Source organism: Pectobacterium quasiaquaticum, from assembly GCF_014946775.2.
Classification (GTDB): Bacteria; Pseudomonadota; Gammaproteobacteria; order Enterobacterales; family Enterobacteriaceae; genus Pectobacterium; species Pectobacterium aquaticum.
Map to the genome: position 1 here is coordinate 553540 of NZ_CP065177.1, position 12345 is coordinate 565884.

The window sequence follows — 12345 nt, forward strand, 5'->3', positions numbered from 1 at the left end:
CCCAGTACGCTTTACTCCCCATCGGATTTACTACCAATGGGTTAGGTAAAATGCGCGCCTGCTCTGCGATCCGGCACATCATGATTTACTGAAATGGGTACGGCTTTGCGCATTTTCAAGCCGCCGCCCTACGATTATTGTTCTAAAATAGTGACGCGTGACTACAGTCACAGTTCATTTACCGTCGTGGTAGAGAACGCCAGTATAGTGATCTAAACACCTGTTTTTCGCTGTCGTAACGACATATCCTCACGGCAATGGATTCCTGGTTGGTCAAACATCCCGAGACTATTGCCGCGATAAGACGGTTTATCCGAGACCACATTGTTTTTAAAGATAATGGTTTTTCGAGATAATGGTTTTTCGAGATAACGCCGCCCGACACACCAGCCCACAACGTCTAATTGCATCACTAGTCGCACAACAGGATAGGCACGCTCATGTCAGAAAACATCCGTATTGAAGAAGACCTGTTAGGCACCCGAGAAGTTCCCGCAGACGCGTATTATGGTGTTCACACGCTGCGCGCTGTCGAAAATTTCTATATCAGTAACAATAAAATCAGTGACATACCCGAGTTCGTGCGCGGTATGGTCATGGTGAAGAAAGCCGCGGCGCTGGCGAACAGAGAGCTGCAAACTATCCCGAAAAAAATCGCCGACGTCATTATCCGCGCCTGCGATGAAGTGCTGAATAACGGCAAATGCATGGATCAGTTCCCGGTCGATGTCTATCAAGGGGGCGCGGGCACGTCGGTTAACATGAATACCAACGAAGTATTAGCCAATATTGGCCTGGAGTTAATGGGCCACCAGAAAGGCGAATACCAGTATCTAAACCCTAACGATCACCTGAATAAATGCCAGTCCACCAATGATGCCTACCCCACCGGATTTCGTATCGCGGTCTACGCGGCCGTACTGAAACTGACGGAGGCGATAGCGAAGTTGAGCGATGGGTTCGAGCGCAAAGCCAAAGAGTTTGAAGACGTGCTGAAAATGGGCCGCACCCAGTTGCAGGACGCCGTACCGATGACGCTCGGCCAGGAATTTCATGCATTTAACGTGCTGTTGCAGGAAGAAATCAAAAACCTGCTGCGCACGTCGGAACTGCTGCTTGAAGTCAATCTGGGCGCGACCGCAATCGGTACGCGCCTGAACACGCCAGACGGCTATCAGCAATTGGCGGTTCAGCGTCTGGCGGAAGTCAGCGGCCTGCCGTGTGTGCCAGCAGAAGATTTGATTGAAGCCACGTCAGACTGCGGTGCCTATGTGATGGTGCACAGTTCGCTGAAGCGTCTGGCCGTGAAGCTCTCAAAGATCTGTAATGACCTGCGCTTGCTCTCTTCCGGTCCTCGTGCAGGCCTGAATGAAATCAACCTGCCGGAGTTGCAGGCAGGTTCTTCAATCATGCCAGCTAAGGTGAATCCGGTCGTGCCGGAAGTCGTCAACCAGGTGTGCTTCAAGGTCATCGGTAACGACACCTGCGTCACGATGGCATCAGAAGCCGGGCAATTACAGTTAAACGTGATGGAACCGGTGATCGGTCAGGCGATGTTTGAATCGACCCACATTCTGACCAATGCCTGCTACAACCTGCTGGAAAAATGCGTCAACGGCATCACCGCCAATAAGAGCGTGTGCGAAGCCTATGTCTTCAACTCCATAGGGATTGTGACGTACCTGAATCCGTTCATCGGCCACCACAACGGCGATATCGTCGGCAGAATCTGTGCAGAAACGGGGAAAAGCGTGCGTGAAGTTGTCCTGGAGCGCGGCCTACTCACGGAAGCCGAGCTGGATGACATTTTCTCCATCCAGAACCTGATGCATCCGGCGTACAAAGCTAAACGCTACACCGATGAAAACGATCTTCCCTAACACCAACACCTAATACCAACAGGCACGTCCGTTCACGAAGAACGCCGTGCCTTTATTTTTTGCTGCATACAGCCATAAGAATAAGTTATGAAATTTTTATTATTAATTAAGGAGCATAGTCATGCTTGGTCTTGAGTTACTGATCGTTCTGCTCGCCATCTATTTGGGGGCGAGGCTAGGAGGCATCGGCATTGGTTTCGCCGGGGGCCTTGGGGTGCTTGTTCTTACACTGGGGTTTCAGATAAAGCCCGGCGTCATCCCTTTTGATGTCATTGAAATTATCATGGCCGTTATCGCCGCCATCGCCGCCATGCAGGTGGCGGGCGGAATGGATTATCTGGTCAGTCTGGCGGAGAAACTGCTGCGTAAGCACCCGAAATACGTCACCTTTCTCGCGCCGCTGGTCACCTACTTCATGACGATTCTGGCCGGAACCGGACACACCGCGTTTTCCACCCTGCCCGTTATCGCCGAAGTTGCCAAAGAGCAGGGGATTCGCCCTTCTCGTCCGCTTTCGATTGCCGTCGTTGCCTCGCAAATCGCGATTACCGCCTCGCCGATCTCGGCGGCGGTGGTGTTTGTTGCCGGTATTCTTGAGCCGCACGGGGTCAGCTATTTGCTGCTGTTAGGCATCTGTATTCCTACCACGCTGGCCGCGATCATGCTGACGGCGATTGTGACCAACTTTCTGGGTAAAGAGCTGAAAGACGATCCGATTTATCAGGAACGTCTGAAAAAAGGTGAAACCACGCTGCGCGGTAATAGCCAGCATGAGGTCAAACCGGGTGCCAAACTTTCCGTGATGCTGTTTCTGATCGGCATCGTCGCTGTCGTTCTGTATGCCACGGCGATCAGCGGCACGGTTGGGCTGATTCAGAATCCGGTTCTGCCACGTAACGAAGCGATTGTGGTCTTTATGCTGACGATCGCTACGCTGATTTGCATCACCTGCAAAATCGACACCTCTCGCATCCTCTCTGCCAGCACGTTTAAGTCCGGCATGAGCGCCTGTATCTGCGTGATGGGTGTGGCCTGGCTGGGCGATACCTTTGTTAAAGCACACATTTCCGATATTCAGGATACCGCTGGTGCGCTGCTGCAAAGCTACCCGTGGATGCTGGCCGTCGTGCTGTTCTTCGCCGCGACACTGCTTTACTCGCAGGCGGCAACGGCAAAAGCACTGATGCCTGCTGCGCTACTGCTGGGTGTGTCTCCGGTCACGGCCGTAGCGTCTTTTGCTGCCGTTTCCGCGCTGTTCGTACTACCAACTTATCCGACGCTGTTAGCCGCCGTGGAGATGGACGATACCGGCTCAACGCGCATCGGCAAGTTTGTGTTTAACCACTCCTTCCTGATTCCGGGCGTGATGGCGATTACGCTGTCGGTGATATTTGGCTTTATCCTCGGCAGCATCCTGATCTAAAGATTGCCTTTCAGGCAGTCCCTCGCGGATCGGCTTAACTCGTCGATCCGCCGCATTCCCTTCAAACAATAAAGCAAGGTATAGTGTGGCTCTGGTTGTCTGGAATTTGTTCATCTGACACGGAGGATGTGATGTCTGACCGCCCGCTTTGCGATGCTGTCGTTATATTATGTACCGCACCTGATGACGCCTGCGCGCAACGGCTTGCCGACTCGCTGTTGGAAACGCGGCTCGCCGCCTGCGTCACCCTGCTGCCCGGCGCACGTTCGCTCTACTACTGGGAAGGCAAGCTCGAACAGCAATCAGAAGTACAAATGCTGATAAAAAGCGATACCTCACATCAGCAAGCCCTGCTGACTCACCTGAAACAACAACACCCTTACGATACGCCGGAGCTGTTAGTTCTGCCGGTATCCGGGGGCGATAGCGATTATCTGACATGGCTCAACGCATCTTTACGCTGATTTTCCTGTTATGGACGGCTTTCGGCACACCCAATGTGGCCGCCTCTTCTTTCGGTCAGAAACTGTTTGGCAACAGCACGACGTCACGCTTTCTGCCGGTCGATAGTGCTTTCGCCTTTGAGTTTCAGCAGCAGGATAACCAGCTCAACCTGCGCTGGGATATCCATCCCGATTACTACCTGTACCGCGCGCAAATCAAGATCGAAGGGAACGGTGCCACGTTTGGCAAGGTGGAACTGCCACAGGGTGAAAGCCATAACGACGAATTCTTCGGTCAGGTCTTTATCCTGCGGGATCGGCTGGCGCTAATGGTTCCGATTCAACAGGCCGAAAGCGGCGCGACGGTTAAAGTCATCTATCAAGGCTGCGCCGATGCGGGTTTCTGCTATCCGCCGGAAACGCGAGTTGTTCCTCTCAGTCAGGTGCTGGCTAACTCAGGCACAGACACAGCGAATACCGCATCAGCCCAGACGCCACAGACTACGCCGATGCCGTTCTCGCCGTGGTGGGCGCTGTTGATTGGTATCGGTGTCGCCTTTACACCTTGCGTCCTGCCGATGTACCCGCTGATTGCCAGCCTGGTGCTGGGCAGAAAAGAGCAGTTGACGCCGCGTCGAACGCTGCTGCTGTCTATGACCTATGTGCAGGGCATGGCGCTGACCTACACGCTGCTCGGGCTGGTTGTCGCCGCCGCCGGATTACGCTTTCAGGCCGCGCTCCAGCATCCCTATATTTTGATTGGTCTGTCGGTGATGTTTGCCGCACTCGCGCTGTCCATGTTTGGCCTGTATACGCTCCAACTCCCGTCCTCGGTACAAACCCGACTGACAGAGTGGAGCAACCGTCAGCAAGGCGGCTCCGTCACTGGCGTATTCTGCATGGGCGCGCTGGCTGGGCTGATTTGTTCCCCCTGCACCACGGCGCCGCTCAGCGCCATCCTGCTTTATATCGCCCAGAGCGGCAACATGCTGGCAGGTGGCGGCACGCTTTATCTCTACGCGCTCGGCATGGGCTTACCGCTCATTCTGGTCACGCTGTTTGGCAACAAACTGCTGCCGCGCAGCGGCCCGTGGATGCAGTACGTTAAGGAAGCGTTTGGCTTCATCATTTTGGCACTGCCCGTCTTCCTGCTTGAACGCATTCTGGGTGAAACGTGGGGAATGCGGCTGTGGAGCGCACTGGGCATCGCCTTCTTCGGCTGGGCGCTCATGCTGACGCTGCGCAGTAGCAAAGGCTGGATGCGTGGCGTACAGCTACTGCTGCTGCTGGCAGGCATGGTGATCAGCGCCAAGCCGCTGCAAGACTGGGTATTTCCTCCGGCTGGCGTGGTGCAAGCTCATACCTCAGCACTGAACTTCGCCCCTGTCGCCAATATTGCCGATCTCAACAGTGCGCTGGCAAAGAGCGCTCAGCCTGTTATGCTCGATCTTTACGCTGACTGGTGTGTTGCCTGCAAAGAGTTCGAGAAATACACGTTCAGCGACCCAGCGGTGCAGAACCATCTGTCGCGCATCACGCTGCTACAGGCGGACGTCACCGCTAACCGCGAAGAACAAAACGCGCTGCTGAAAAAGCTACAGGTTTTAGGGCTGCCGACCATCGTATTCTTTGACGCTCAGGGGAAAGAAATACCCGGCTCGCGCATCACCGGTTTTATGAATGCTGAACAATTTCAGGCACATTTACAGAAGTTCAGCCCATAAACAACACGTTATATGTGCTTCTGGAGGAGACCTAATGCAACGGGAAGACGTTCTTGAACATGCGCTTACTCTGCTGGAGCAGCACGGCTTTGCCATGACGATGCTGGATATGCTGGCGGAGAAACTGGAGGTTCCCGTAGGGGAACTGACGCCATTCTGGCCGGATCGGGAGGCACTGCTGTACGACGGCCTGCGCCATCATAGCCAGCAGGTCGATACCTGGCGGCGTCAGCTTCTCTTGGACGACGAGAAAAGCATCGAGCAAAAGCTGCTGGCGCGCTATCAGGTGCTACATGAGTCGGTGAATCAACAGCGTTATCCAGGCTGCTTGTTTATTGCCGCGTGCAGCTTCTTCCCTGATATCAACCACCCTATTCACCAAATTGCGGAACAGCAGAAGCAGGCATCTTACCAATACACTCGCGACTTGCTGGAAGAGCTGGAAACCGACGATCCCGAGATGGTGGCACAGCAGATGGAATTGATTCTGGAGGGCTGCCTGAGCAACCTGTTGGTCAAGCGTCAGGCTGCCAGCATCGCCACTGCCCAGCGGCTGGCAGAAGATGTTTTACGCTTTGCACTGTGCCGCAAAAATGGTGCGTTGACCTAAGCGAGCATGCCTGCCCAGGCGGAAACGAACAGGCGCTGAAAGCGCACCATGACAACGGTGGTGCGCTTTCGCTAAACGGAGCTGGATAAGCCAGGCGTGCGGAGCCAGATGAAATTGACGTTTAAAGCACGTGTCAGCGTGAAGCGATCGGTGCCCGTCTCTCGCGCGAGGTCAGACAGAGCGATATTTTCACCGTCGTGGATTTCACCTAGCTCCAGTAAAAAGGCATCACTAGGACGACAATGATGTCGTTCACGACGGCAGTGAAATTGCTGCGTACCGGAAAGGGTCACCCCACGAGGTAGCTGTCGTACCAGTGTGGATCATAGGCGTGCCCTTCAAAATGTGCCTTGATCGTTTCAATCCCCCAATCTGCATGCTGACGTAGCTCAAGCCAGTTGTTCGCCATCTCGTCCCCCTCTTTTCACTATCAGCATTGCCCGTTCATACGCATCAACCTGGAAGATTTGTGCAAAATAGACGCCTACCCGAACAGATTGCCGTAAACTTAAGCAGTTGAACGGTTTTTCCCTAAATAGGGTTGACGATAATACGGGATTAAGGTTTAATGCGCCCCGTTGCCCGGATAGCTCAGTCGGTAGAGCAGAGGATTGAAAATCCTCGTGTCCTTGGTTCGATTCCGAGTCCGGGCACCACTTGCATCAAAGCACGCTGGTTAAGAATGAAAAGCTTAACGGGCGGTTAATACAGGGTTCGGTCATAAAATCGTTCCTGTGCAGAGATAATCGAAAGGCTGCACTGTGAATAAGAACTAAAATCCTCAAGATAGGGAATCTGCTGCTAGGCAAATTCCCTTTTCTCGTTCCCGTGTATGGTTACAGTGAATTACATTACTGTCAAGTCATGTAAAACGGGTTGCGCATAAATATCCGTATGTAACGCCAGCTCTTTTTCCAGTGTTCGTCCCACGATCTCCATGTCCAGCTCGACATATTCCATTGTCGTACTCACATTTCGATGCCCCAGCAGATCCTTGACCAGCAGCAAATTACGCTCCGGTGCTTTCATCAACTCCGTAGCCAACGTATGACGGAAACGATGTGCTGGCACCAGAAATCCACAATCTCGGGACAATCTGGTAATGCCTCCAATTAGTAGAACATATATTTTTCGATGAAGGCTCCAATGACTTTTTCGTGGATTTCTATTGAGCGCGAGAAGCAAATCGTTTTGCGAGCCAGCCTCTTGATTCGCGTACGGAGAGTCAGGTTGTTACGCTCAATGCGCTGCGTAAAGATTTTACCCGTCAGATGCTTATCCCTCGGCACCTCTCTGGCATAGCTGCCCCATCACTGGTTATCATGCCAATGCTGAACGGCGTCAAAAGTGCCAGCAACTCCCGACATGTATCATCGGTACGTGGACCGAAGGTGTAGGCCAGTACACCACCGGTTTTGGTGTTGTAAGCGTACCAGAGCCAGTGTTGTCGCGCCTTACTGCCAACGAAGCTCCACTGTTCATTAAATTCACATATGAGTGCCACATCCGCATGGGCAACCGGAGATGACGTTATTCGTTTCGGCGCGAGTTTTTTAACGTGCGAATACGGTGTTAATACCGACGTTGAGTGTCCTTGCCGTATCTCGGACGCCCGCTCCGTTGAAGGCCATTTCGGTAATTTGCTCTTTGACACTGGGCTTACGGGCTTCATAGGTATAAGTGAGGAGGAACACGCGGTAGCAATCGCGGTAGCGAAACCGATCACGGCCTTTAGGGTTCTGCCCATGTCGGTAAACCAGAGCAGACTGACAACGGGGACAATGAACAGTAACGCTGGCCATAAGAAAACCTCAAAAGCGAGCAGTATAAGTCAATTCAACCAATTAGAGTCATTACCGTCTTGTCATCAGTCTCCACCGTTTAAGAGAAATCTCAAAATCAGGTGGTTATTCTGCCGACAAGCCTAAACAGGACAACGCTAAACTAAAAACGAGCTCAGAAAAGAAAAACGCTGGCCGAAGCCAGCGTTAGTGTCCCATTGCTACATGGAAAAAGTTAATTTGGCCAAAAATCGGCGTACAACACCTCTTCTACCGTCCAGATTTGTTCATCAGGCAGGTTTTCAAGCTGTGTTTCCGACGCAGCAATAGCCACGGCTTTAGACCAGATCACATCATACCAATCAGGATCATTCAGTTTGGTTTTCAGGCTGGGAGACTCTTTCAACGCATACGCAACATCTTTGCGCTGTGCCTTAATCGTCTTTTCCCAGCTCGAACCACGGCGTTCCGGTTGATATTTCCATTTCAGCAGGTGAGCAATCAAGACAGCCATGCGGTTTGCCAGCTCCCGTTGTTCGCTCTTACCCACGTCTGCAATCTCCTCCGCGATATTCTCGCAGTCGATCTCTGAAAATTTACCGGAGCGTAAAAGTTCAGCCTGCTCATTAGACCAGGCGACAACATCAGTCTCGTATCGAGTATGAATAGTCATTTTACCCCCGAAGAATCACAGAAAAAGTAAGTGTTTTACTAAGTCTGTCATGTAAGAAAGTACCCGTCAATTTAGCTAGCAAGAGCAAGAATTTCCGGATGCTGCCGCCAGTGCCGATCGACATCAGCAAGCAATAGAGTGTTTGCCTTATCTCTCATTCGTTCCGCGGTCGAATAATTATCCCATGATGCTTCAATCGCTGCTTCTTTGCGGAGTTCTTCACATTGGGAATACAATTGATTCGCCTCAACATCACTAGAAACAGGCGGAGTCCACAGAATACCATCGCCAGTTCACTGGGGTTCATCGTGTGTACAACCCCAGTACGTAGCCCGGAAAGCAACGGCATGGCAGAATCGTTCGTCAAGACGTTGAAGCGGGATTACGTCTACGTAAATGACCTGCTGGATGCAGTATCAGTGATGGAAAAAATGGCAGAATGGATGGAGGACTATAATAACCTGCATCCGTACAAGGGGCTGAATATGAAATCCCCACGCGAATATCGCGATGCCATGTTAGCTGTTAATTAGCCGTGTCCGTTTTAGTAGGGGCAACTCCAGGAAGTGATGAGAGCAACGGTATTTAATTATATCGAGTGCGATTATAATTGCTGGCGCCGACATAGTGCTTGCGGGGGGCTTAGCCCGGAACAATTTGAAAACCAGAACCTCGCTTAGGGCTGTGTCCACAATTCGTGCGTAAGATCAAGGAAGTAAAAACGCCCTGAGAGGACATCAAGGCGTTATGGAATTAATTTTAATTTTTACGGCTAATTTATTTCAAAGCTAATTTATAGTGCGACACTTAAATAATAAGCATCGCACTATTTCACATTATCTAAAATAAAATCACAGCCTATCGTGAAGCACTCAAAGGAATCTCTGGATCCGGTTCGTGAGTCATTCGATTACGTAAATCACGACGAATAATCTCAATAGACCAGAACCAAATGAGATGGCCCACGATTTCTGATACGTGCTCATACCAAGGGAGAACAAACAGAGATGGCGTAAGCCCCATCAATGGGAAGGAAATCATATGAACAAACAGTTGAGCCAGCGCACCAGCAAACAGACCTTGCCATAATTTTATTTTAGGAAATACTTCCGCAACAACGCAATAACCTAAAGCAAAAACAATAGAGAAAATAATATGTGTCACACCAACCCAGTTGAATACGTGGCCGGCAAAGGTATAAACCGCCGAATTAGGGTCAACAACCCCAAGCCAATCGCGTAAAAAGATGTAGGGAGGGTTAAGAAAATTACGAGAGCAATCAATGTGCTCGGCAGCTCTAATCAGTGATTCAGGTGCGCAAGCACTGGTGAACATATCTGTGGGGCTACGTGGAGGAAGCGGATTTTCTGCCCCCCACTTTACGAAAGATGAAACAATGCCTGCAATCAAACCAATAAAAGCAGCTAATCCATAGCGTCTCCGAGATGGAGGTGTTTGTTCAAAAAAGTTCATTTTTTTACCAATCTAACCATTAAAGGTTATAGTCTTACATAGACATCATGTACTTATAAAGAGGTTAATTGATATATCGAACAATCTCTCTAGCATATTTTGTTATTAGCAATGTGGTTTTAAATTTTTATCACACAGCAAAATGATGACGTTAGTTGATTTTTTGTGAATTTTTTATTCAAAAATGAAAGAAAGATTCAATAAAATATACAAAATGTATATTTATTACGAGAGAAATGAATACAACTCACCAATAAATAGCCGATAAAAAATAGTTTAGGGCGGATTCGACCCTGTACATAAATTTGTGTAATTGCCTGATTTTGATATGTTCAATCTAACATCAAAAGCAGATTGCTTTATGGACGAAAAACCGTTATTACGGGCGATGATCCGCTGGAATTGTGTACTCCGCGCGATCGCCGCTGCATTTAAAGCGTTGTATGGTGCTGATGTCCCACATTCGCTGAGCTCAAAGGTCACTAATGCGGTTACGGACAGGTTGTTGAATGGCAGATTTATCCACTGAATTCCATTTAACTCATTGTTTTTTTAATTTATTTTCCTCATGATCCGACAGTGTAGCCGAGTGATCAATAAATCGGTGTTCCTTGCACTGGGGATTAACATTGCAGGCCAGCAAGCGTTGCTGGGTATGTGACTGGCTGAACACGAAGGTGCAACGTTCTGGCTTAACGTGCTGACAGAGCTGAAAAATCACGGCCTTAACGATATTCTCATCACCTGTGTTGATGGACTGAAAGGGTTCCCTGACGCCATTAACGCGATGTATCCGCAGACGCGCATCCAGCTATGCATCGTGCATCAAGGGTAATGCCATCGCGTCCGGTACCCGCTTTGGTGGCACCGAACGCGATGATAAGGCGCTTACACGGCCATTCCTAGTCCGACGATATTCGCCGCCAGAATAATGACCATGCAGCCGAGAACCAGCACGCGTACTGGCTTCTGACCAACGGCTTTCCATTCTTTAAACAGCAGGCCGACGATGCCACCGCACAGTATGTAGAAACTCATGTGCAGCATTCAACTGATGTAGGTGTAATCAGCCGGAATGTTGGCGTGTCCCCAGGCATAGAAGAAGAACTGCAAATACCACATGACGCCGCCCAGAATGGCGAAGAGCGCGTTGGCAATCAGTGCCTGTGCCAGATCGGCTTTTAATGAAATCCCCTTGCAGGTTGCCAAACGGATGAAGCAGAAACCCAGATTGACGATGGCACCACCGCCCATAATCACCACGTAGCTGGGGAGTGCGACATACAGCGCATTGATTCCCAGCGTTTGTGCCGCGGTGTACATGGGTTTCGCGGCATCCATTTAAACGGCGCATAGAAGCAGGCCGCGCTGGCCGCTCCGATGAAGTGCCAGAAAATACCAAGCAAAATCGGATTGCTCATGCCTAACCCCTTGTTTTATTTTGTGGTAAGCCTGTATTCGGCTCTGAATGTAGAGTGCCGTGTATGATTGCTGCCAGACCTGCTGGCGCTAGACTGTGTAGGGAGGTGAAAAAGGGTGAGCCTTCAGATGCGTGCCACGAGCAACAGAAGGACGGCATCGGTTTGAAGGTGAGTGCAGGCCGGCTCACAAAACGCGGAAATCATCGCTGAGTGCACGGCAGGGCATTCTGTAAATGGTGCATTCTGCTCAAGAATTGATTAACACCACAGTAGGACTTTTCGCTATTATTTCTCTCTTTTCCACCTGCATATAGTGAATTATGGAACGTTTTATTGAGAATCTGATGTATTCATCGCGCTGGCTGCTTGCCCCGGTTTATCTTGGGCTGTCGGTGGGGTTGCTGGCCCTGGCGATCAAGTTTTTCCAGGAGGTGTTCCACGTCCTGCCTAATATCTTGGATATTGCTGAAGCCGATTTGGTGCTGGTGCTGCTGTCACTGATCGATATGACGCTGGTCGGCGGATTGCTGGTGATGGTGATGTTGTCCGGTTACGAGAACTTTGTCTCGGCGCTGGATATCTCTAAAGGCAGAGAAAAGCTGAACTGGCTCGGTAAGATGGACTCCGGCTCGCTGAAAAATAAAGTTGCCGCCTCGATTGTCGCTATCTCGTCGATCCATCTGCTGCGCGTGTTCATGGATGCCCGTAATATTCCGGATAACAAGCTGATGTGGTACGTGATTATCCATTTGACGTTTGTGCTGTCTGCACTGGTCATGGGGTATCTGGATCGCATGTCGCGTTACGAAAAAAGCAAAACGACATAATGAACGCTGCACGGTTTGCGTAGCCAGATGAAAGAACCGATCCTATTGTTAACGAAGTGATGTTATCAACACGCTTTGTTTAACGGAGGA

General features: G+C 50.6%; 8 protein-coding genes, 1 tRNA gene and 8 pseudogenes. 10 read left to right on the forward strand and 7 right to left on the reverse strand.

Annotation, left to right across the window (positions count from 1 at the left end; all coding sequences use genetic code 11):
• The first annotated feature begins 440 nt into the window (after positions 1 to 440).
• The 5 genes from aspA (at position 441) to IG609_RS02595 (ending at position 6080) form a co-directional block, all read left to right on the forward strand.
• Positions 441 to 1880 carry an aspartate ammonia-lyase gene (gene aspA / locus IG609_RS02575; RefSeq protein WP_193397884.1) on the forward strand — a complete coding sequence of 480 codons (1440 nt, stop codon included), beginning with the start codon at positions 441 to 443 and terminating at the stop codon, positions 1878 to 1880.
• Positions 1881 to 2001: 121 nt separating this feature from the next.
• Positions 2002 to 3303 (forward strand): anaerobic C4-dicarboxylate transporter, encoded by a 1302-nt coding sequence (locus tag IG609_RS02580; RefSeq protein ID WP_103861485.1) that lies wholly within the window; start codon positions 2002 to 2004, stop codon positions 3301 to 3303.
• Positions 3304 to 3434: 131 nt separating this feature from the next.
• Positions 3435 to 3767 (forward strand): divalent cation tolerance protein CutA, encoded by a 333-nt coding sequence (cutA, locus tag IG609_RS02585; RefSeq protein WP_010286405.1) that lies wholly within the window; start codon positions 3435 to 3437, stop codon positions 3765 to 3767.
• Complete coding sequence (locus tag IG609_RS02590) at positions 3743 to 5470, forward strand: protein-disulfide reductase DsbD (protein ID WP_193397885.1); 1728 nt, start codon at positions 3743 to 3745, stop codon at positions 5468 to 5470. Before cutA ends, IG609_RS02590 begins: the two co-directional genes overlap by 25 nt.
• A 34-nt stretch (positions 5471 to 5504) precedes the next feature.
• Positions 5505 to 6080, forward strand: a complete 576-nt coding sequence (locus IG609_RS02595) for a transcriptional regulator (protein WP_193397886.1) — start codon at positions 5505 to 5507, stop codon at positions 6078 to 6080.
• A gap of 63 nt (positions 6081 to 6143) precedes the next feature.
• Here IG609_RS02595 and IG609_RS02600 read toward each other — a convergent pair.
• Positions 6144 to 6489: pseudogene (locus tag IG609_RS02600) on the reverse strand (AraC family ligand binding domain-containing protein); the annotation flags it as partial.
• Between the two features lie 171 nt (positions 6490 to 6660).
• Here IG609_RS02600 and IG609_RS02605 point away from each other — a divergent pair.
• Positions 6661 to 6736 (forward strand) — tRNA-Phe (locus IG609_RS02605).
• Positions 6737 to 6926: 190 nt separating this feature from the next.
• Here IG609_RS02605 and IG609_RS02610 read toward each other — a convergent pair.
• From IG609_RS02610 to IG609_RS02620, 3 genes and pseudogenes are all read right to left on the reverse strand, one after another.
• Positions 6927 to 7178, reverse strand: a pseudogene (locus tag IG609_RS02610) (tyrosine-type recombinase/integrase); the annotation flags it as partial.
• Between the two features lie 14 nt (positions 7179 to 7192).
• Positions 7193 to 7882: pseudogene (locus tag IG609_RS02615) on the reverse strand (IS1 family transposase).
• A 214-nt stretch (positions 7883 to 8096) separates the two neighbouring features.
• Positions 8097 to 8534 (reverse strand): DUF29 domain-containing protein, encoded by a 438-nt coding sequence (locus tag IG609_RS02620; protein ID WP_193401178.1) that lies wholly within the window; start codon positions 8532 to 8534, stop codon positions 8097 to 8099.
• A 287-nt stretch (positions 8535 to 8821) separates the two neighbouring features.
• Here IG609_RS02620 and IG609_RS02625 point away from each other — a divergent pair.
• Positions 8822 to 9067, forward strand: a pseudogene (locus IG609_RS02625) (integrase core domain-containing protein); the annotation flags it as partial.
• Between the two features lie 27 nt (positions 9068 to 9094).
• Positions 9095 to 9214, forward strand: a pseudogene (locus IG609_RS02630) (IS3 family transposase); the annotation flags it as partial.
• Between the two features lie 178 nt (positions 9215 to 9392).
• On the opposite strand, the gene IG609_RS02635 reads toward IG609_RS02630, so the two are convergent.
• Positions 9393 to 10007: a YagU family protein gene (locus IG609_RS02635; RefSeq protein ID WP_102117231.1), complete on the reverse strand. Its 615-nt coding sequence runs from the start codon at positions 10005 to 10007 to the stop codon at positions 9393 to 9395.
• A 412-nt stretch (positions 10008 to 10419) separates the two neighbouring features.
• Here IG609_RS02635 and IG609_RS02640 point away from each other — a divergent pair.
• Positions 10420 to 10833 (forward strand): annotated as a pseudogene (locus IG609_RS02640) (transposase); the annotation flags it as partial.
• Positions 10834 to 10895: 62 nt separating this feature from the next.
• On the opposite strand, the pseudogene IG609_RS02645 reads toward IG609_RS02640, so the two are convergent.
• Together IG609_RS02645 and IG609_RS20555 are read right to left on the reverse strand one after the other, a co-directional pair.
• Positions 10896 to 11348, reverse strand: a pseudogene (locus IG609_RS02645) (L-rhamnose/proton symporter RhaT); the annotation flags it as partial.
• A gap of 32 nt (positions 11349 to 11380) precedes the next feature.
• Positions 11381 to 11428: pseudogene (locus tag IG609_RS20555) on the reverse strand (hypothetical protein); the annotation flags it as partial.
• 320 nt (positions 11429 to 11748) lie between these two features.
• Here IG609_RS20555 and IG609_RS02650 point away from each other — a divergent pair.
• A complete protein-coding gene (locus IG609_RS02650; protein WP_102117233.1) occupies positions 11749 to 12255 on the forward strand; it encodes a TIGR00645 family protein in 507 nt (168 codons plus the stop codon).
• Positions 12256 to 12345 lie beyond the last annotated feature (90 nt).

Bases quoted from the DNA above. Each gene is read 5' to 3' on its own strand.
- aspA (WP_193397884.1), top strand. From the start codon at position 441: ATGTCAGAAAACATCCGTATTGAAGAAGACCTGTTAGGCACCCGAGAA.
- IG609_RS02580 (WP_103861485.1), top strand. From the start codon at position 2,002: ATGCTTGGTCTTGAGTTACTGATCGTTCTGCTCGCCATCTATTTGGGG.
- cutA (WP_010286405.1), top strand. From the start codon at position 3,435: ATGTCTGACCGCCCGCTTTGCGATGCTGTCGTTATATTATGTACCGCA.
- IG609_RS02590 (WP_193397885.1), top strand. From the start codon at position 3,743: ATGGCTCAACGCATCTTTACGCTGATTTTCCTGTTATGGACGGCTTTC.
- IG609_RS02595 (WP_193397886.1), top strand. From the start codon at position 5,505: ATGCAACGGGAAGACGTTCTTGAACATGCGCTTACTCTGCTGGAGCAG.
- IG609_RS02620 (WP_193401178.1), bottom strand. From the start codon at position 8,534: ATGACTATTCATACTCGATACGAGACTGATGTTGTCGCCTGGTCTAAT.
- IG609_RS02635 (WP_102117231.1), bottom strand. From the start codon at position 10,007: ATGAACTTTTTTGAACAAACACCTCCATCTCGGAGACGCTATGGATTA.
- IG609_RS02650 (WP_102117233.1), top strand. From the start codon at position 11,749: ATGGAACGTTTTATTGAGAATCTGATGTATTCATCGCGCTGGCTGCTT.